The 19,791-nt window shown below is 70.8% G+C and carries 17 protein-coding genes; 8 read left to right on the plus strand and 9 right to left on the minus strand.

The annotated features are described in order from the left end of the window. Positions 1-63 precede the first annotated feature (63 nt). From ACH4J0_RS09460 to rpmH, 9 genes are all read right to left on the minus strand, one after another. Positions 64-681, minus strand: a complete 618-nt coding sequence (locus ACH4J0_RS09460) for a GNAT family N-acetyltransferase (RefSeq protein ID WP_396237936.1) — start codon at positions 679-681, stop codon at positions 64-66. Between the two features lie 133 nt (positions 682-814). Further along, the gene (locus ACH4J0_RS09465; RefSeq protein WP_396237938.1) at positions 815-1,882 is read right to left on the minus strand and encodes a ParB/RepB/Spo0J family partition protein; all 1,068 of its coding nucleotides are present in this window, start codon (positions 1,880-1,882) and stop codon (positions 815-817) included. Next, positions 1,879-2,826 (minus strand): ParA family protein, encoded by a 948-nt coding sequence (locus ACH4J0_RS09470; protein ID WP_396238273.1) that lies wholly within the window; start codon positions 2,824-2,826, stop codon positions 1,879-1,881. The genes ACH4J0_RS09465 and ACH4J0_RS09470 overlap by 4 nt, the downstream gene beginning before the upstream one ends. Before the next feature lie 288 nt (positions 2,827-3,114). Continuing rightward, on the minus strand, positions 3,115-3,960 hold the full coding sequence (gene rsmG, locus ACH4J0_RS09475) for a 16S rRNA (guanine(527)-N(7))-methyltransferase RsmG (protein ID WP_396237940.1): 846 nt from the start codon (positions 3,958-3,960) through the stop codon (positions 3,115-3,117). A gap of 159 nt (positions 3,961-4,119) precedes the next feature. Then, positions 4,120-4,650: a protein jag gene (locus ACH4J0_RS09480; RefSeq protein ID WP_396237942.1), complete on the minus strand. Its 531-nt coding sequence runs from the start codon at positions 4,648-4,650 to the stop codon at positions 4,120-4,122. An 83-nt stretch (positions 4,651-4,733) separates the two neighbouring features. Beyond that, positions 4,734-5,888, minus strand: a complete 1,155-nt coding sequence (yidC, locus tag ACH4J0_RS09485; RefSeq protein ID WP_396237944.1) for a membrane protein insertase YidC — start codon at positions 5,886-5,888, stop codon at positions 4,734-4,736. A 3-nt stretch (positions 5,889-5,891) separates the two neighbouring features. Beyond that, positions 5,892-6,206 (minus strand): membrane protein insertion efficiency factor YidD, encoded by a 315-nt coding sequence (gene yidD, locus ACH4J0_RS09490; RefSeq protein WP_188307180.1) that lies wholly within the window; start codon positions 6,204-6,206, stop codon positions 5,892-5,894. Further along, positions 6,203-6,631 carry a ribonuclease P protein component gene (rnpA, locus tag ACH4J0_RS09495; RefSeq protein ID WP_270145684.1) on the minus strand — a complete coding sequence of 143 codons (429 nt, stop codon included), beginning with the start codon at positions 6,629-6,631 and terminating at the stop codon, positions 6,203-6,205. The genes yidD and rnpA overlap by 4 nt, the downstream gene beginning before the upstream one ends. 18 nt (positions 6,632-6,649) lie before the next feature. Beyond that, complete coding sequence (gene rpmH, locus ACH4J0_RS09500; protein ID WP_030059672.1) at positions 6,650-6,787, minus strand: 50S ribosomal protein L34; 138 nt, start codon at positions 6,785-6,787, stop codon at positions 6,650-6,652. 352 nt (positions 6,788-7,139) lie between these two features. Here rpmH and dnaA point away from each other — a divergent pair, with 352 nt between their 5' ends. The 8 genes from dnaA (at position 7,140) to ACH4J0_RS09540 (ending at position 19,775) form a co-directional block, all read left to right on the plus strand. Then, positions 7,140-8,930 carry a chromosomal replication initiator protein DnaA gene (gene dnaA, locus ACH4J0_RS09505; protein ID WP_396237947.1) on the plus strand — a complete coding sequence of 597 codons (1,791 nt, stop codon included), beginning with the start codon at positions 7,140-7,142 and terminating at the stop codon, positions 8,928-8,930. A 964-nt stretch (positions 8,931-9,894) separates the two neighbouring features. After that, entirely contained in the window at positions 9,895-11,025 is a 1,131-nt protein-coding gene (gene dnaN, locus ACH4J0_RS09510; RefSeq protein ID WP_360242831.1) for a DNA polymerase III subunit beta, read from the plus strand. Positions 11,026-11,214: 189 nt separating this feature from the next. Then, positions 11,215-12,090: a phosphogluconate dehydrogenase (NAD(+)-dependent, decarboxylating) gene (gene gnd / locus ACH4J0_RS09515; protein ID WP_396237949.1), complete on the plus strand. Its 876-nt coding sequence runs from the start codon at positions 11,215-11,217 to the stop codon at positions 12,088-12,090. 40 nt (positions 12,091-12,130) lie between these two features. Continuing rightward, the gene (gene recF / locus ACH4J0_RS09520) at positions 12,131-13,264 is read left to right on the plus strand and encodes a DNA replication/repair protein RecF (RefSeq protein WP_396237951.1); all 1,134 of its coding nucleotides are present in this window, start codon (positions 12,131-12,133) and stop codon (positions 13,262-13,264) included. A 133-nt stretch (positions 13,265-13,397) separates the two neighbouring features. After that, entirely contained in the window at positions 13,398-13,937 is a 540-nt protein-coding gene (locus ACH4J0_RS09525; protein ID WP_396237953.1) for a DUF721 domain-containing protein, read from the plus strand. 291 nt (positions 13,938-14,228) lie between these two features. Then, a complete protein-coding gene (gene gyrB, locus ACH4J0_RS09530) occupies positions 14,229-16,223 on the plus strand; it encodes a DNA topoisomerase (ATP-hydrolyzing) subunit B (RefSeq protein ID WP_396237955.1) in 1,995 nt (664 codons plus the stop codon). A 131-nt stretch (positions 16,224-16,354) separates the two neighbouring features. Continuing rightward, complete coding sequence (gene gyrA, locus ACH4J0_RS09535) at positions 16,355-18,886, plus strand: DNA gyrase subunit A (protein ID WP_396238275.1); 2,532 nt, start codon at positions 16,355-16,357, stop codon at positions 18,884-18,886. 148 nt (positions 18,887-19,034) lie between these two features. Beyond that, a complete protein-coding gene (locus ACH4J0_RS09540; RefSeq protein ID WP_396237957.1) occupies positions 19,035-19,775 on the plus strand; it encodes a DUF3566 domain-containing protein in 741 nt (246 codons plus the stop codon). Positions 19,776-19,791 lie beyond the last annotated feature (16 nt).

Here is a 19,791-nt window from a genome sequence, read left to right on the forward strand (position 1 = left end):
GGTCGAACGGCGGCGGGGGGGCCCCCGGGGGGGGGCCCCCCGCCGCCGTCTTCGCAGCACCGCTCAGAACGGCCGCAGCGCCGGTTCCTTTCGCCCGCCGCCGAGCAGCCGCTCCAGCGCCCCCTCCACGTCCCCGCGCCAGAAGAGCGTGGTCCGGGCCTCCAGCCGCAGCCTGGGGTAGCGCGGGTGCGGCCGTACGGTCTTGAAGCCGACCGCGAGCAGGTGGTCCGCCGGCAGCACGCAGCTGGTCGGCACCCGGCCCGCCGAGCCGAAGGCCTCGATCGCCCGCACCCCGCGCCCCAGCAGGTCCTTGGCGACGGTCTGCACCAGCACCCGGCCCAGCCCCTGCCGCTGGTAGCCCGGGAGCACCCGGCTGACCATCAGCTGAACGGCGTCCGGCGAGACCGGACTGGTCGGGAAGGACTGGGAGCGGGGCACGTACGCGGGCGGGGCGTAGAGCACGAAACCGGCGGGCCGGTCGTCCACGTAGACGATCCGGCCGCAGGACCCCCACTCCAGCAGCACCGCGGAGATCCACCCCTCCTTCTCCAGCTCCGGCTTCCCCGACTCCACCGCTTCCTTGGCGCTGACCGGGTCCAGCTCCCAGAACACGCAGGAGCGGCAGCCCGTCGGCAGGTCCGCGAGGTTGTCCAGCGTCAGCGGAGCGATCCGGCGTCCCATGGCCCGCACCTCCTCCTCCCTCTCAGGGTCGAGCATTCCCCCGCGAACGCCGATGGGTGCATGTTTCACGTGAAACAGCGCTCACGTGGCACATGCACCCATCGGGTCGTCGCCCTCGGTCCGGACGGTCGGCTCAGCCCTGCGACAGCCGCAGACCGTCCTCGCCGGGGGCCATGCTGTCCAGGATCCGGTTGAGGTCCTCCACCGAACCGAACTCCAGCACCACCTTGCCCTTGCCCAGCTTGCCGCCGCGCTGCGACACCTCCACCTTGACCCGGGTGTCGAAGCGGTCCGACAGCCGGCTCGCCAGGTCGTTGAAGGCCGGGGAGATGATCTTGCCCGCCTTCGGCGTCTGGCGCGAGGGCTTCTCCGGCTCCTGGAGCATCACCCGGACGATCTCCTCGGTGGTCCGCACCGAGAGGCCCTCCGCGGGGATCCGCCTGGCCACCTCCTCCTGCCGCGAGCTGTCCGGCAGTGCCAGCAGCGCCCGGGCGTGGCCGGCCGTCAGTACTCCGGCGGCGACCCGCTTCTGGACGGCCGGCGAGAGGTTCAACAGCCGCAGGGTGTTGGAGACGTGCGCGCGCGAGCGGCCGATCCGGTCGGCCAGCTCCTCGTGGGTGCAGGAGAAGTCCCGCAGCAGCTGGTCGTAGGCGGCCGCCTCCTCCAGCGGGTTCAGCTCGGCCCGGTGGAGGTTCTCCAGGAGGGCGTCCAGCAGCAGCTTGTCGTCCTCGGTGGCCCGGACGATCGCCGGGATCCGCTCCAGACCCGCCTCACGGGAGGCCCGCCAGCGGCGCTCGCCCATGATCAGCTCGTAGCGCCCGGCCTCGATCTGGCGCACCACGATCGGCTGGAGCAGGCCCACCTCCTTGATGGAGGCGACCAGCTCGGCCAGCTTGTCCTCGTCGAACACCTCACGCGGCTGACGCGGGTTGGGGGTGATCGCCTCCAGCGGCAGCTCGGCGAAGGAGGCGCCGGGGACCGGCGCCGGCTGCTCCGGCCGCCGCCCGACGGCCGCCCGGGCCGCCACCGTGGCGCGACCGCCCGGCAGCACCGGCATCGAGGCCGGCGACGTCGCGCCGGTCGTCACCGCCGGGGTCGGCGCGGGCGTGGCCGCGACGGGCTGCGCCACCTCGCCGTCCGACGGCACGGCCGGGCCGATCAGCGCCCCAAGCCCTCGTCCCAGACCCCTGCGACCACTCACTGATGACCCTCCGTCGTACCGTGCTGTGCCACCGGGGCGCCGTGCCCCGTACCGCTGTCGCCCCGCTGCTGACCCACCAGCGGGCCGCCCTGCCCGACCGCGCGGAGCGCGAGTTCGCGGGCGGCCTCCAAGTACGACAGCGCCCCGGTCGAGCCCGGGTCGTAGGTCAGCACCGTCTGCCCGTAGCTGGGCGCCTCCGAGATGCGGACCGAGCGCGGGATGGCCGTGCTGAGCACCTCGTTCCGGAAGTGGGTCCGGACCTCCTCGGCGACCTGGGCGGCCAGCCTGGTCCGGGCGTCGTACATGGTGAGCAGGATGGTCGAGACGTGCAGCGTGGGGTTGAGGTGCGCGCGCACCAGCTCGACGTTGCGCAGCAGCTGGCCGAGGCCCTCCAGCGCGTAGTACTCGCACTGGATCGGGATCAGCACTTCCTGACCGGCCACCAGGGCGTTGACCGTCAGCAGGCCCAGCGAGGGCGGACAGTCGATCAGGACGTAGTCCAGCGGCTGCTCGTAGGCGGCGATGGCGCGTTGCAGCCGGCTCTCCCGGGCCACCAGCGAGACCAGCTCGATCTCGGCACCGGCAAGGTCGATGGTGGCGGGGACGCAGAACAGTCCCTCGACGTCCACGACCGGTTGGACCACGTCGGCCATGGGCTTGCCCTCGACCAGGACGTCGTAGATGGACGGCACGTCGGCGTGGTGGTCGATGCCGAGGGCGGTGGAGGCGTTGCCCTGCGGGTCGAGGTCGACCACCAGGACGCGCAGCCCGTGCATGGCCAGCGAGGCGGCCATGTTCACGGTGGTGGTGGTCTTGCCCACCCCGCCCTTCTGGTTGGCGACCACGATCACCCGGGTGGCGGCGGGCCGGGGCAGCCCCTCCCCCGCTCGGCCGATCGCCTGGACCGCAGCCTGGGCAGCCCGTGCGATGGGCGTGTCATCGATCTGGTCGATGGTCTCCGAGTCCTGCATGGAGCTCAGTGTTTCACGTGAAACCGGAGCGGCAACAGTCGCCGCCCGGAAGAGGCCGAGCCCGCGGCGGGGCCGCCAGTCGAAGCTGTCGGAGAGCAAGGAGCGACGTTTCACGTGAAACACCATGCCCGCTATGTCGGAAATCTGACGTTGCGACACTCCGATGTCCGGATGTCGGCCCGCCCGTCACCCGAACGACGACGGGCGGACGGTTCCCCTTCCGAGGAGGACCGTCCGCCCGCTGTCACGGCTGTTCGGGGATCAGCGGCCGCGGCGCCGACCGCCCCGGCCGGTGGTGCCGTTCTTGGCGCCCGCGTTGCGACCGGCCCGGGCCACCTTGGCCCGCCGGGTCGCGGCCTTCACACCGCCGGGGCTCTCCCCCGCCTTGACCTGGACCACCCGGGTCGAGGTCTCCAGAGTGCCCTCGCCGACCGAGATCACGCTCCACTCGACGGCGCCCAGCTTGGCCAGTCCGGCGCGCGAGTCGGCCAGCTCCTGCTCGGCGCTGTCGCCCTTGAGCGCCAGCATCTGCCCGTGCGGGCGCAGCAGCGGCATGCCCCAGCCGGCCAGCCGGTCCAGCGGCGCCACCGCCCGGGCGGTCACCACGTCCACCGCGAGCTTGCCGACCATCTCCTCGGCGCGGCCGCGCAGCACCGTGACGTTCTCCAGCGACAGCTCCCGGACGACCTCCTCCAGGAAGGTGGTCCGGCGCAGCAGCGGCTCCAACAGGGTCACCGAGACGTCCGGCCGGGCCAGGGCCACCGGGATGCCGGGCAGGCCCGCGCCGGAACCGACGTCGCACAGGGTGGAGCCGGAGGGCAGCAGCTCGGCCAGCACCGCGCAGTTGAGCACGTGGCGGTCCCACAGCCGGGGCACCTCACGGGGTCCGATCAGCCCGCGCCGGACACCGGCGGTCGCCAGCAGCTCGGTGTAGCGGACGGCGGCGTCGAAGCGGTCGCCGAAGACCTCCCGGGCGGCGGCCGGCGCCTCGGCCAGCACGTCCAGTTCCGGTGCCTCGGACGTCTCGGCCGCCTCGGCGGCCCGCCCCTCGGTGTCAGGGTTCACGTCCGCCCCCGGACGGCCGGTGGCCGCGCTCTCCGTGTCCATCTCGACCTCTCCGATCTCCGGATCCACCGACCCGCTCAACGCACTGTTTCACGTGAAACATCCCAGAAGGGACGACGACCCCGCCCGCACGAGGCGGACGGGGTCGCTTCCGGTAAGGCTCACCGGTCGCCGCGGCGACCGGTCATCGATCCGCCGGCCTCAGACCGGCAGCACGACCACGCACCGCTGGGGCTCTTCGCCCTCCGACTCGCTGCGCAGACCGGCGGCTGCGACCGCGTCGTGGACGACCTTGCGCTCGAACGGCGTCATCGGCCGCAGCTTGACCTGCTCGCCGGTGCTCTTGGCCTGCTCGGCGGCCTGGGCGCCCAGCGCGGCCAGCTCCTCGCGCTTGCGGGCCCGGAAGCCGGCAATGTCCAGCATGAGGCGGCTGCGCTCACCGGTCTCCCGGTGGACAGCCAACCGGGTCAGCTCTTGCAGGGCCTCCAGCACCTCGCCGTCCTGGCCGACCAGTCGCTGCAGCGCACGGTCGTTGCCGTCGCTGACGATGGAGACCAGGGCGCGGTCGCCCTCGACGTCCATGTCGATGTCACCGTCGAGGTCCGCGATGTCGAGCAGACCCTCCAGGTAGTCGGCCGCGATGTCACCCTCCTGCTCCAGGCGGGTGACGAGGTTCTCGTCGGCGCCGGCAGCGGCCTCGGTCTCGACGGCGGAGGTGGTGCCTTCCGTCACTGATGGACTCCTTCGGAGATGGGCCCGGCTGGCGGGCGGGGAACGAAGCTCTTCGCAGCTGCCACAACGAGGCCAGGGGCCGGTCAGGACTTCTTCTTCGGCCGCTGGCCGCCGCGCTTGGGCTGCTGCCGGGTGCCCTGCTTGGTGCCGCCGGGCTTGGCCGCGGTCGGCTTGGTGGCCGCCGGCTTGGCGCCGGAGTCGGCCGCGACGGCCTCCTCGGAGGGCTGCTCGACCGTGGTGTCCTCGCTCGGCTCAGCCGCCTGGGTGGCACCGCCGTGCTGGCGCTGGGCCTTGGTCTGGCGACGGGGCTGCTGGCGGCTCGCCCGGACCGACTCCTCGACCACGGCGGAGGCGGAGGCCGCCTCGGCGATGGCTGTCTTGGACGGGGGCAGCATGCCCCAGAGCGCGCCCTTGATCTCCGTGCCGTCCGCGCGCAGGCGCCCGGCCTTCTTCAGGCGCACCTGGCGCTCCTGGAAGGCCTTGCTGCCCGGGGTCGGGTTGTTGTGGATGACGACCAGCTGCTGGCCCATCGACCAGACGTTGGTGGTCAGCCAGTAGACCAGGACACCGACCGGGAAGTTGATGCCCATCACGGCGAACATGACGGGGAAGACGTACATCAGCATCTTCTGCTGCTGCATGAACGGCGTCTTCACCGTGAGGTCGACGTTCTTGGTCATCAGCTGGCGCTGGGTGACGAACTGCGACAGCGACATCATGATGATCATCACGGCGGTGACGATCTTGACGCTGGTCTCGGGGCTGCTGACGAAGGTTGCGGAGAGCGGGGCACCGAAGATGTGCGCCTTGCCGGCGCTCACCAGCAGCGAGCCGTGGATCACGCCGATGTCGTGGCCCTTGGCGACGTTGGACAGCACGCCGTAGAGGGCGGTGAAGAACGGCGCCTGAACGATGATGGGAAGGCAGCTGGAGAACGGGTTGGTACCCGCATCCTTGTACAGCTTCATCATCTCTTCGGACTGGCGCTGCCGATCGTTCTTGTAGCGCTCCTGGATGGCCTTCATCTTCGGCTGGATCGCCTGCATGGCCCGGGTCGCCTTGATCTGCTTCACGAAGAGCGGGATCAGGCAGATCCGGATGACGACCACCATCGAGGCGATGGCCAGACCCCAGGCCCAGCCGCCGTCCGGATTGAAGACGTGGCTGTACAGCGAGTGGAACTGGACGATGATCCAGGACACCGCCGTGTAGAGGGGACTCAGAAAACCGAAGGTCACCGGTCAGACTCCTTGGACATCGGGCTTCGCCACCGGCTCCGGCTCGGCGGTCCCGCTCTTGGGGCTCAGCAGATCGCGCAGCCGGCGGTGCCACACCGGGTGCTTGCGGGGCGGAACGTGGTCCACCCCACCGGGCGACCAGGGGTTGCAGCGCAGGATGCGCCAGACGGTCAGCCCGCCGCCCTTGACCGCCCCGTGCACCTTCACGGCCTCGTAGCCGTAGTGCGAACAGGAGGGGTAGTAACGGCAGACCGGACCGAGCAGTGGGCTGATGGTCCACTGGTAGACCCTGATCAGACCCATCAGCAGGTACTTCATCGCCCTGCTCCCGTCGGCGCCGTTGCGGCGGGCTCGGCCCTCAGCAACCGCTTGAGCGCCGCGTCCAGGTCACGTTCGAGGTCCTGGTACGAGGCGGTCGCGGCCTGGGGCAGCGCACGCACCACTATCAGGCTACCGGCGGGCAGCCCGGACAGACGATCACGGACGAGATGGCGCAACCGGCGCTTGACCAGATTGCGAACGACCGCCGGGCCAACGGCCTTGCTCACGACGAAACCCGCACGCGCCGAAGGAGTCCCCTCGGCGACGTGCGGGCGGGAGTCGCTGGTCCGGTCGGTCTGCCCCTGCGGGTCACCGTCTCTGCTGAGATGGACGACCAGAAGGGGCCGGCCGGCCCGGCGACCGCGTTTCACCGCGGTCGCGAAGTCCTGGCGCCGCCGCAGCCGATTCTCGGAGGGCAGCACAACAGACTCTGGCGTGGATCAGGCGGACAGGCTGGCGCGGCCCTTGCCACGGCGGGCAGCCAGAATGGCGCGGCCGGCGCGGGTACGCATACGCAGCCGGAAGCCGTGGGTCTTCGCGCGACGACGGTTGTTCGGCTGGAAGGTGCGCTTGCTCACTCGGGGGCTCCTGAGGTGAATCGTAGGATGACGGGGGGTCGCTTGGCCGTCACCGTGCGTCCGCGTGATCTCCCCTGATTCGGAAATCCGGCCCATCGCCCCAGTTCGGCTGGGGTCTGAGGCAATCCACGGCGCCCGTGCTGCGCGCCTTATGGAGCGGGTGGACCCGCGGACATGCGGCAGCGGCCATCGACAACTCGACCTGGTTACGGTACGCGGGACGGGGCTCGAGGGTCAAACCAGCCGCCCAGAGCCCGTTTACCCACAGCCTGTGGACAACGACTTGATCCGTCCCTGTTCGCTGACTACCGTTGCAGGACTTGTCTGGTTTGTTCTTGGAAAGCGTGCACCAGTGGCTGATGTCAACAGCGACCTCGTCCCGGTCTGGGCGAGAGTCGTCGAGCGGCTGGTCAGCGACCCCGACGTCGGGGAGATGGACAAACAGTGGGTGCAGCGCACCCAGCCGATGTGGATGATGCACGACACCGCCCTGCTGGCGACCCCGAACGAGCGGGCCAAGCAGGTGCTGGAGGGTCGGCTGCTGCCCCAGCTGACCGACGCGCTCAGCCGCGAGCTCAGCCGGCCTGTCCGGATCGCCGTGATGGTCGACGCCAACGCCGTGCCGACCGCGCCCGTAGCCCAGGCCCCCGCCGAGCCGTACCCGGGCCCGGCCGAGGAGGACCAGGGCTACGACGACCAGGGCTACCAGCAGCCCTACGAGCAGGACTACGAGCGCCCCCGCTACGACACCGGCGGCTACGAGCAGCGCCCCGCGCCCTACGGCGGCCGGCCGGCCCAGCCCTGGCCCGGCTACCAGGAGCCCCAGGCGCCGTACCACGAGCCCGAGGAGCCCGCGCCCCGCCCGGCGCCGCGGCCCCTGCCCAGCCCGCCCTCCACCACCCAGGGCGACCTCTTCGGCGGCGCGTACGGCCCCGGCCCCGGCGAGCAGCCGCGCACCGGCGCGGGGCGCCGCGGACACGGCGCCCGGCCCGCCGGCGGCCGCCCGGCCGAGAAGGCCGCCCCGGAGCGGTCCGCCGAGCGCCCCGCCGTCCCCGGGGTGCCCGCCCCGCCCGGCGCTCCCCCGGCCGGGGGCTCCCGCAAGGACGAGCCGGCCGCCCGGCTGAACCCCAAGTACCTGTTCGACACCTTCGTCATCGGTGCCAGCAACCGCTTCGCGCACGCGGCGGCGGTGGCGGTCGCCGAGGCGCCGGCCAAGGCGTACAACCCGCTCTTCATCTACGGCGAGTCCGGGCTGGGCAAGACCCACCTGCTGCACGCCATCGGGCACTACTCGCGCAGCCTCTTCCCGGGCACCCGGGTGCGCTACGTGTCCTCGGAGGAGTTCACCAACGAGTTCATCAACTCGATCCGGGACGGCAAGGCGGACACCTTCCGCCGCCGCTACCGGGACATGGACATCCTGCTCGTGGACGACGTCCAGTTCCTGGCGAGCAAGGAGTCCACCCAGGAGGAGTTCTTCCACACCTTCAACACCCTCCACAACGCGAACAAGCAGATCGTCCTCTCGTCCGACCGGCCGCCCAAGCTGCTGACCACGCTGGAGGACCGACTGCGCAACCGCTTCGAGTGGGGTCTGATCACCGACGTCACCCCGCCCGAGCTGGAGACCCGGATCGCGATCCTGCGCAAGAAGGCGATCCAGGAGCAACTGAACGCCCCAGCCGACGTGTTGGAGTTCATCGCGTCCCGGATCACCCGCAACATCCGGGAGTTGGAGGGCGCGCTGATCCGGGTCACCGCTTTCGCCAACCTCAACCGGGCGCCGGTGGACCTGGAGTTGGCCGGGATCGTCCTCAAGGACCTGATCCCGGGCGGGGACGAGGACGCCGGTCCGGAGATCACCGCGCAGGTCATCATGCAGCAGACCGCCGCGTACTTCGGTCTGGGCGTGGACGACCTCTGCGGCTCCTCCCGCAGCCGGGTGCTGGTGACGGCCCGCCAGATCGCCATGTACCTGTGCCGGGAGCTCACCGACCTGTCGCTGCCGAAGATCGGCGCGCAGTTCGGCGGCCGCGACCACACCACAGTGATGCACGCGGACCGCAAGATCCGCTCGCTGATGGCCGAGCGGCGCTCCATCTACAACCAGGTCACCGAACTCACCAACCGCATCAAGAGCTAGGCCGAGCCGCCGAGTTCGGCCCGTCGGGCCCACTGGCCGGGAAAGGGCGTCAGGAGCGATCCTGACGCCCTTTCCGCGTCTCCACAGGTGTGCGCCGCACTCCGGCGGGGCAGGGATCGTGGCGACGGACGGCCCACCAGTCCACAGCCCGCGCCGAACAACTGACCGGTGATTCGAAAACCGGGGGAGCGCACGGCAGTTGTCCACAGGACGGGCCCCTCCCGCACGGTCCACAGGCTGGGGAGTCCGAAGTTATCCAGAATTCGTCCACAGGCCCGTCGCCGCTACGCTCTTCCGCGCAGGTCAGGTGCCTGTGGACTTGTGCACAACGGTTATCCACAGGGTGTGGACAATTGACGCGCCGCCAGTGGGCCGTTCGGGTTATCCACCGGTTGTCCCCAGGGTCGGGGCAGTTGTCCCCAGGTTGTCCACAGCGGGGTCCACAGTTCGACAACCGTGAGCTGCCGTTCATGCCCTGGTGTGAAAGGCGTCACGAAAAGTTGACCTGCCCCCGTGGATAACCGGGCTCGGATCTGGGGACGGTCCTGGGGATAACCTGTGGATACCCGGCGTGCCCTGTGGGTAACGCTCGGCTGTCCACAGCGCGGCCTGTCCGTCCACAGCCGCCATCCACATCCACTGTGGACAAAATTCGGGCGCTGACCTGCGGAAACGGGGTTATCCACGGTTTCCACAGGCCCTACTACTACCGCTACACAGATAGACCGTGAACCTGCTTTCAAAGTGGGTGGGCCCGAAATCTGTGGACAACGCGACCGGCCGTGGGCCCCGACGCTCGTTCGGTTCGCTCCCGCCCGTCTGCCCCGTCTGTCGGCGGAGTACGTCAGACTGTCCTTTGCGACTGGAAGCGGAGTGGTAGAGCTCGGCGGACAGGCGGACCGACGATCAAGATCAGACGAACCAGAGTGCGAGCGGGAGCGCTCGATCCAGGAGGCGGTTACCGGTGAAGTTCCGGGTGGAGCGTGACGTCCTCGCGGAGGCGGTGGCCTGGGCTGCCCGCAGCCTCCCGGCACGGCCGCCGGTGCCGGTGCTGGCCGGCCTGCTGCTGACGGCGCAGGAGGGCAGCCTGGCGCTGTCCGGCTTCGACTACGAGGTCTCGGCCCGGGTCGAGCTGGAGGCGGACGTCGAGGAGGCCGGCACCGTCCTGGTCTCCGGTCGCCTGCTCAACGACATCTCGCGCAACCTGCCCAACAGGCCCGTGGAGATCTCCACCGACGGCCAGCGGGTCAGCGTGGTCTGCGGCAGCTCCCGCTTCACCCTGCCGACCCTGCCCGTGGACGAGTACCCGGCACTGCCCCAGATGCCGACCGCCACCGGCACCGTCTCCGGTGACGTCTTCGCCTCGGCCGTCAGCCAGGCCGCGGTCGCCGCCGGCCGGGACGACACCCTGCCGGTTCTCACCGGCGTGCGGGTCGAGATCGAGGGCGACCGGATCACCCTGGCCGCCACCGACCGCTACCGCTTCGCCGTCCGCGACCTGCTGTGGAAGCCCGAGCAGTCGGACATCTCCGCGGTCGCCCTGGTGCCCGCCAAGACCCTCCAGGACATCGCCAAGTCCCTGGGCAGCGGCGACACCGTCTCCATCGCGCTCTCCTCGGGCGGCGCGGGCGAGGGCCTGATCGGCTTCGAGGGCGCCGGCCGCCGCACCACCACCCGGCTGCTGGAGGGCGAGTTCCCCAAGTTCCGCAGCCTCTTCCCGACCGAGTTCAGCGCGGTCGCCGCGATCCAGACCCAGCCCTTCCTGGAGGCGCTCAAGCGCGTCTCGCTGGTCGCCGAGCGCAACACCCCGGTCCGGCTCAACTTCGAGCAGGGCGTGCTGACCCTGGAGGCCGGTTCGGGCGACGACGCCCAGGCCACCGAACGGATCGAGGCCGACCTGGAGGGCGACGACATCTCGATCGCCTTCAACCCGGGCTACCTGGAGGAGGGCCTCAAGGCCATCGACTCCCCGTTCGCCCAGCTGAGCTTCACCACCCCGACCAAGCCGGCCCTGCTCAGCGGCAAGGTCTCGGTGGACGCCGAGGAGGACAAGGCCTACCAGTACCTGATCATGCCGGTCCGCCTCTCCGGCTGATCCCTCCACGCGGGCCGGGCGCCGATCCGGTCGGCCACCCACAGGCTGTGCACACCCGCTGTGCACGGCCTGTGGACGTCTCCCCCGGTCGGCCCGACCGCGCGGAGCCCGTGGCGGTCGGAAGCGTAGGCTCGGGGAGTGCGGCAACGGCGCCGCCGCCAGGCACGTCCCCACAGTAAGGATTTGGTCATGGAGCTCGGCCTCATCGGTCTCGGCAAGATGGGCGGCAACATGCGCGAGCGGATCCGCCGCGCCGGCCACACCGTCATCGGATACGACCGCAACCCGGAGATCTCCGACGTCGAGAGCATGCAGGAGCTCGTCACCAAGCTCCAGGGCCCGCGCGTGGTCTGGGTGATGGTCCCGGCCGGTGCCGCGACCCAGGCGACCGTCGACGAGCTCGCCGAGCTGCTCTCCCCCGGTGACGTGGTGGTCGACGGCGGCAACTCCCGCTGGACCGACGACATCAAGCACGCCGAGGCGCTGGCGGCCAAGGGCATCGGCTTCGTCGACTGCGGCGTCTCGGGCGGCGTCTGGGGCCTGGAGAACGGCTACGCGCTGATGTACGGCGGCGACGCCGAGCACGTCGCCCGGGTCCAGCCGGTCTTCGACGCGCTCAAGCCCGAGGGCGACTTCGGCTCCGTACACGCGGGTGCGGTGGGCGCCGGCCACTTCGCCAAGATGGTCCACAACGGCATCGAGTACGCGATGATGCAGGCCTTCGCCGAGGGTTGGGAGCTGCTGGAGGCCGCCCCCGAGGTCACCGACGTGCGCGAGGTCTTCCGCAGCTGGCAGGAGGGCACCGTCATCCGCTCCTGGCTGCTGGACCTGGCCGTCCGCGCCCTGGACGAGGACGAGCACCTGGACAAGCTGCGCGGCTGGGCCGCCGACTCCGGCGAGGGCCGCTGGACCGTCGAGGCCGCGATCGACCACGCCGTGCCGCTGCCAGCGATCACCGCCTCGCTGTTCGCCCGCTTCGCCTCCCGCCAGGACGACTCGCCGCAGATGAAGATGATCGCCGCGCTGCGCAACCAGTTCGGCGGCCACGCGGTCGAGTCCAAGTAACCGAAGAGTTCTCCACAGAAGGCGAGCGCAGTCCACAGCCATGCACGTCGCGCACCTGTCGCTCGCCGACTTCCGGTCGTACGCCCGGGCCGAGGTCCCCCTCGACCCGGGCGTGACGGCCTTCGTCGGGCCCAACGGCCAGGGCAAGACCAACCTGGTCGAGGCGATCGGCTACGTCGCCACCCTGGGCAGCCACCGGGTCGCCACCGACGCCCCGCTGATCCGGCTGGGCGCCGAACGCGCGGTGATCCGCACCTCGGTGGTGGACCGCGGCCGCTCCACCCTGGTCGAGCTGGAGCTCACCCCGGGCAAGGCCAACCGGGCCCGGATCAACCGCTCCGACAACGTCCGCCCGCGCGACGTCCTGGGCCTGCTGCGCACCGTGCTGTTCGCTCCCGAGGACCTCAGCCTGGTCAAGGGCGACCCGGGCGAGCGCCGGCGCTTCCTGGACGAGCTGCTGACCGCCCGCGCCCCCCGGCTGGCCGGGGTCCGGCAGGACTACGAACGGGTGCTCAAGCAGCGCAACGCCCTGCTGAAGACCGCCGCGATGGCCCGTCGGGCCGGCGGCGGCAAGGGCGCCGACCTGTCCACCCTGGAGGTCTGGGACGGCCACCTGGCCCGCGCCGGAGCCGAGTTGACGGCCTTCCGGATCCAGCTGGTGGCCGCCCTGCAACCGCTGGCGACGGCCGCGTACGGCCAACTGGCGCCGGGCGGCGGCGAGACCGCGCTGGAGTACCGCAGCTCCTTCGAGGGCGAGCTGCCGACCAGCCGCGAGCAGGCCGAGGAACAGCTGTCCCAGGCGCTGCGGGCCGTCCGCAAGCAGGAGGTCGAGCGCGGGATCACCCTGGTCGGCCCGCACCGCGACGAACTGGTGCTCAAGCTCGGCCCGCTGCCCGCCAAGGGCTACGCCAGCCACGGGGAGTCCTGGTCGTTCGCGCTCGCGCTGCGGCTGGCCTCGTACGAGCTGTTGCGCGCGGACGGCGGCGAGCCGGTGCTGATCCTGGACGACGTGTTCGCCGAGCTGGACGCCGCCCGCCGGGATCGGCTGGCCGAGCTGGTGGCCGACGGCGAGCAGGTGCTGGTGACCGCCGCGGTGGCCGAGGACGTACCGAAGGCGCTGGCCGGCGCCCGCTTCGCGGTCTCCGACGGCGCCGTCCGCCGGGTCGACGCCTGATCCCCCCGCCCACCGACCCGCACCGTGCCCGTGCCCGCACCCGCAGCAGGGCACGGGCAGACGCGGCGTCCGCGCGCTCCCGTAGGCTGGACGGCTCATCGGGTTGTCCACAGGCTGGGGAAAGGAGATCGCCGTGAGCGAGTCGGCGGAGACCTCCCCCGCCCCCGGCACCGCCGGGCCCACCGGGGCGGACCTCGCCCGGTCCGCCCTGCGGGCGGCCCGCGCCCAGGCCCGTCAGCGCGGTGAGCAGGTCCAGCAGAAGCGCGAGGCGAGACGGCACGGACTGCGCAGCGGCGCCCGCTCGGACGGCCGCGACCCGGTGCCGCTGGGCGCGGCGCTGAACCGGCTGCTGACCGAGCGCGGTTGGGAGTCCTCCGCCGCGGTCGGCGGGGTGATGGGCCGCTGGCCGCAGATCGTCGGCCCGGACATCTCCGCGCACTGCCACCCCTCCTCCTACGACGACGCGGCCGCGGTGCTCACCGTGCAGTGCGACTCCACCGCCTGGGCCACCCAACTGCGCTGGCTGGCGCGGCAGTTGGTTGCCCGTCTGAACCACGAGCTGGGCCACGGCACGGTCCGGACCATCAAGGTGCTCGGCCCGGCCGCGCCGGTCCGCGGCTACGGCCGGCTGCGCGCGCCGGGGAGCAAGGGCCCGGGCGACACCTGGGGCTGACCCCCGCCGGCGCCGGTCGACCCCGGCCGGGATCGGACCGCGATCTTCCGGAACCCCTGACGGCCCTTCCAGGCGCCCCAGGCCCCCGGGTCGAGTATCGGGACACGTGCAGAGGGGATTCAGGGCGGCGTATCTGCCTTCAAGGGCTGCCAAACGCCCATCTATGTCAGTCGTACCGGTAGACTGAAAGCCAAACACTGTTGCTAGTGGCAACCGAGTCGAAACGCCGTGGTCGCACGCTCGCCCGCAGGGGTGGGATTGCGGCCCGCGCTGTGCCAGAGAGGGCGCTTCGTGGCCGATTCCGGCAACCCCAGCCAGACCCCAGACCAGACCACCGACCAGTCTTCCTACACCGGCAGCAACATCCAGGTGCTGGAAGGCCTCGACGCCGTCCGCAAGCGCCCCGGCATGTACATCGGCTCCACCGGTGAGCGCGGCCTGCACCACCTGGTGCAGGAGGTCGTGGACAACTCCGTCGACGAGGCGATGGCCGGGTACGCCGACACCATCGACGTCACGATCATGGCCGACGGCGCGATCCGCGTCGTCGACAACGGCCGCGGCATCCCGGTGGACATCGTCCCCGGCCAGGACAAGCCCGCCGTCGAGGTCGTGCTCACCGTCCTGCACGCGGGCGGCAAGTTCGGCGGTGGCGGCTACGCCGTCTCCGGCGGTCTGCATGGCGTCGGCGTCTCGGTCGTGAACGCGCTGTCCACCCGGCTCTCGGTGGAGATCCACAAGGACGGCCACATCTGGACCCAGGACTACAAGATGGGCGCGCCGACGGCCGCCCTGGTCAAGGGTGCGGAGACCGACCGCACCGGCACCACGGTGACCTTCTGGGCCGACGCCGACATCTTCGAGACCACCGTCTACTCCTTCGAGACGCTCTCGCGCCGCTTCCAGGAGATGGCGTTCCTCAACAAGGGCCTGTCGATCTCGCTGACCGACGAGCGCCCGGAGCACGTGGACGAGGAGGGCAAGCCGCTCTCCGTCACGTACAAGTACGACGGCGGCATCGCCGACTTCGTCGCCCACCTCAACTCCCGCAAGGGCGAGGTCATCCACCCCTCGGTGATCGACTTCGAGGCGGAGGACAAGGACAAGGCGATCTCGGTGGAGGTCGCGATGCAGTGGAACTCCTCCTACACCGAGGGTGTCTACAGCTTCGCCAACACCATCCACACCCACGGCGGCGGTACCCACGAGGAGGGCTTCCGCGCCGCGCTGACCGGCCTGGTCAACCGCTACGCGCGGGACAAGAAGCTGCTCCGGGAGAAGGACGACAACCTCTCCGGCGAGGACATCCGCGAGGGCCTGACCGCGATCATCTCGGTCAAGCTCGGCGAGCCGCAGTTCGAGGGCCAGACCAAGGACAAGCTCGGCAACACCGAGGCCAAGACCTTCGTTCAGAAGGTCGTCCACGAGCAGCTCAACGACTGGCTGGACCGCAACCCCAACGAGGCCGCGGACATCATCCGCAAGTCCATCCAGGCCGCCACCGCGCGCGTCGCCGCCCGCAAGGCCCGCGACCTCACCCGCCGCAAGGGCCTGCTGGAGTCCGCCTCGCTGCCCGGCAAGCTCTCGGACTGCCAGTCCAAGGACCCGTCCGAGTGCGAGATCTTCATCGTCGAGGGTGACTCCGCCGGCGGCTCGGCCAAGCAGGGCCGCGACCCGCGCACCCAGGCCATCCTGCCGATCCGCGGCAAGATCCTGAACGTCGAGAAGGCCCGGATCGACAAGGTGCTGCAGAACACCGAGGTCCAGGCGCTGATCTCGGCCTTCGGCTGCGGTATCCAGGAGGACTACGACGAGTCCAAGCTGCGCTACCACAAGATCGTCCTGATGGCCGACGCCGACGTCGACGGCCAGCACATCCGCACCCTGCTGCTCACCCTGCTGTTCCGCTTCATGCGGCCGCTGGTCGAGTCCGGGTACGTCTACCTCGCCATGCCGCCGCTGTACAAGATCAAGTGGGGCAAGGACGACTTCGAGTACGCCTACTCCGACCGCGAGCGCGACGCGCTGATCGCCGCCGGCGTGGAGGCCGGGCGCCGACTGCCCAAGGACGACGCGATCCAGCGCTTCAAGGGTCTCGGCGAGATGAACGCCGAGGAACTCCGGGTCACCACCATGGACGCCGAGCACCGGCTGCTGCTCCAGGTCACCCTGGAGGACGCCGCCCGCGCCGACGAGCTGTTCTCCGTGCTGATGGGCGAGGACGTCGAGGCCCGCCGCTCCTTCATCCAGCGCAACGCCAAGGACGTCCGCTTCCTGGACGTGTGACGCCTGCAGCCCAGGCCCCGCACGTACCAGTCCGCGTGAAAGGAAACTGACCACCAGTGGTCGACGACAACCGTCCCGAAGGCGACCAGCCCGAGACCCCCGAGGCCGCCGAGGCCACCGCCCAGGCGACGATGCGGATCGAGCCGGTCGAGCTCGAGACCGAGATGCAGCGCTCGTACCTCGACTACGCGATGAGCGTGATCGTCAGCCGGGCGCTCCCCGAGGTCCGCGACGGCCTCAAGCCGGTGCACCGCCGCGTGCTCTACGCGATGTACGACGGCGGGTACCGGCCCGAGAAGGGCTACTACAAGTGCGCCCGCGTCGTCGGCGACGTGATGGGCAACTACCACCCGCACGGCGACACCTCGATCTACGACACCGTGGTCCGCCTGGCCCAGCCGTGGTCGATGCGGATGCCGCTGGTGGACGGCAACGGCAACTTCGGCTCCCCGGGCAACGACCCGGCCGCGGCCATGCGCTACACCGAGTGCAAGATGATGCCGCTGGCCATGGAGATGATGCGCGACATCGACGAGGAGACCGTCGACTTCGCGCCCAACTACGACGGCCGCTCGCAGGAGCCGACCGTCCTGCCCGCGCGCTTCCCCAACCTGCTGGTCAACGGTGCCACCGGCATCGCGGTCGGCATGGCCACCAACATCCCGCCGCACAACCTGCGCGAGGTCGCCTCCGGCGCGCTCTGGTACCTGGAGAACCCGGAGGCCTCCGCGGAGGAGCTGCTGGAGGCCCTGATCGAGCGGATCAAGGGCCCCGACTTCCCCACCGGCGCACTGATCGTCGGCCGCCGCGGGATCGACGACTACTACCGCACCGGCCGCGGCTCGGTCACCATGCGGGCCGTGGTCGAGGTCGAGGAGATCCAGGGCCGCCAGTGCCTGGTGATCACCGAGCTGCCGTACCAGGTCAACCCGGACAACCTCGCGCTGAAGATCGCCGACCTGGTCAAGGACGGCAAGATCGCCGGCATCGCCGACGTCCGCGACGAGTCCTCGTCCCGCACCGGCACCCGCCTGGTGGTCGTGCTCAAGCGCGACGCGGTCGCCAAGGTCGTGCTCAACAACCTGTACAAGCACACCGAGCTGCAGACCAACTTCGGCGCCAACATGCTGGCCCTGGTCGACGGCGTGCCGCGCACCCTGTCGCTGGACGCCTTCATCCGGCACTGGGTCAACCACCAGGTCGAGGTCATCGTCCGGCGCACCACCTTCCGGCTGCGCAAGGCCGAGGAGCGCGCCCACATCCTGCGCGCGCTGCTCAAGGCCCTGGACGTGATCGACGAGGTCATCGCCCTGATCCGGGCCTCGGCCAGCGCCGACGCCGCCCGCACCGGCCTGATGGGCCTGCTGGAGATCGACGAGCTCCAGGCCAACGCGATCCTGGAGATGCAGCTGCGCCGCCTGGCCGCCCTGGAGCGCCAGCGGATCACCGACGAGCACGACGAGCTGCAGCGCAAGATCGACGAGTACAACGCGATCCTCGCCTCGCCGGTCCGCCAGCGGGGGATCATCTCCGAGGAGCTCGCCGCGATCGTCGAGAAGTACGGCGACGACCGGCGCTCGACCCTCATCCCCTCGGACGGCGACCTCTCCATCGAGGACCTCATCGCCGAGGAGGACATCGTCGTCACGATCACCCGTGGCGGCTACGTCAAGCGGACCCGCTCCGACCTCTACCGCTCGCAGAAGCGCGGCGGGAAGGGCGTGCGCGGCGCCCAGCTCAAGCAGGACGACATCGTCGACCACTTCTTCGTGACGACGACCCACAACTGGATCCTGTTCTTCACCAACAAGGGCCGGGTCTACCGCGCCAAGGGCTACGAGCTGCCGGACGCCGGCCGCGACGCCCGCGGCCAGCACGTGGCCAACCTGCTGGCCTTCCAGCCGGAGGAGCACATCGCCCAGGTGATGGCCGTGCGCACCTACGAGGACAAGCCCTACCTGGTCCTCGCCACCCGGGCCGGCCTGGTGAAGAAGTCCCCGCTGAAGGACTACGACTCGCCGCGCTCCGGCGGCCTGATCGCGATCAACCTGCGCCAGGACGAGGAGGGCCGGGACGACGAGCTGATCGGCGCCGAGCTGGTCTCCCCCGAGGACGACCTGCTGCTGGTCTCCAAGAAGGCCCAGTCGATCCGCTTCACCGCGACCGACGACGCGCTGCGCTCCACCGGCCGCGCCACCTCCGGCGTCAAGGGCATGGCCTTCCGCGAGGACGACGAGCTGCTCTCGATGAACGTCGTCCGTCCGGGCACCTTCGTCTTCACCGCGACGGACGGCGGGTACGCCAAGCGGACCGCCGTCGACGAGTACCGTGTCCAGGGGCGGGGTGGTTACGGCACCAAGGCGGCGAAGATCGTCGAGGGCCGGGGCTCGCTGGTCGGCGCGCTCGTGGTCGACGACACCGACGAGATCATGGCGATCACCCTGTCCGGCGGGGTGATCCGAACGAGGGTTTCCGAGGTTCGTGAAACCGGACGTGACACCATGGGCGTCCAACTGATCAACCTCGGTAAGCGCGACGCGGTCGTGGGCATGGCCCGCAACGCGGAGGCCGAGGACGAGGAGACGGCGGAGGACGAGGTCACCGAGTCCACCGAGACGGCCGAAGGTGCGGGGACGGCGGTCGGCGGCGACGCCGAGGTCTGAACCGAACCGCAGACCGGTGCCGCCGCGTCCACAGGAGTGGGCGCGGCGGCACCGGACGCCGACCAGTACCGGGCAATCCCGCCGGGCGCTGGATGACGAGTGACGGACCAGGGCGGCGCCGCCCTGGTGGGAAGTGCGGGAGGATCAGGTGAGTGGAGCCACGGGTGCTGCGGGAGGACCCTCCGGCGGCCGTCCGGGCGCGCAGGGCGGGGGTTCGTACGGCGTGCCGGGACAGCCGCCGACCGAGCACCCGGCCGCGTCCACCTCGCTGATGCCGCCGGTCGGCGGGGCCGGCCAGAGCGGTGCGACCTATGGGGGCCAGACCCCGGCCGGCAACCAGCCCGCCGGCCAGAGCGGCTTCTCGCAGCCGACCACGTACGCCAAGGGGCAGCCGACCCCGGCCCGGGGCACCCGGACGGGCGGCAACACCCCGCCCGGCGGCACCCCCGTCCCCGGGGCGGCGCGCCGCCCCTCCGGCGGGCCCGCGACCGTCGGGGGCGGCCTCGGCCGCACCCGCAAGGCCCGGCTGCGGGTGACCAAGGTCGACCCCTGGTCGGTGATGAAGGTCAGCTTCCTGCTGTCGCTGGCCGTCGGCATCATCATCATCGTGGCCTCGGCCGTGCTGTGGATGACCCTGGACTCGCTCGGCGTCTTCGACTCGCTGACCAAGACGCTCAAGGACGTCAGCGGTGGCGGCGCGGACAACGCCAGCAGCCAGATCAACCTGATGGACTACATCGGCTTCGGCAAGGTCATGATGTTCACCACGCTGATCGCCGTGGTCGACGTCGTGCTGCTGACCGCCCTGTCCACCCTCTCCGCGTTCATCTACAACGCGGCCGCCGGCTTCACCGGCGGCGTCGAGCTGACCCTGGCCGAAGAGGACTGATCCTTGGCCAGATCCT

This window comes from Kitasatospora sp. NPDC017646 (genome assembly GCF_044329365.1).
Classification (GTDB): domain Bacteria; phylum Actinomycetota; class Actinomycetes; order Streptomycetales; family Streptomycetaceae; genus Kitasatospora.

What these genes read in the sequence shown, in the direction of transcription:
- ACH4J0_RS09460 (WP_396237936.1), bottom strand. Translation starts at nt 681, where the DNA reads ATGGGACGCCGGATCGCTCCGCTGACGCTGGACAACCTCGCGGACCTG.
- gyrA (WP_396238275.1), top strand. Translation starts at nt 16,355, where the DNA reads ATGCGGATCGAGCCGGTCGAGCTCGAGACCGAGATGCAGCGCTCGTAC.
- gnd (WP_396237949.1), top strand. Translation starts at nt 11,215, where the DNA reads ATGGAGCTCGGCCTCATCGGTCTCGGCAAGATGGGCGGCAACATGCGC.
- rsmG (WP_396237940.1), bottom strand. Translation starts at nt 3,960, where the DNA reads ATGGACACGGAGAGCGCGGCCACCGGCCGTCCGGGGGCGGACGTGAAC.
- recF (WP_396237951.1), top strand. Translation starts at nt 12,131, where the DNA reads ATGCACGTCGCGCACCTGTCGCTCGCCGACTTCCGGTCGTACGCCCGG.
- yidD (WP_188307180.1), bottom strand. Translation starts at nt 6,206, where the DNA reads ATGAAGTACCTGCTGATGGGTCTGATCAGGGTCTACCAGTGGACCATC.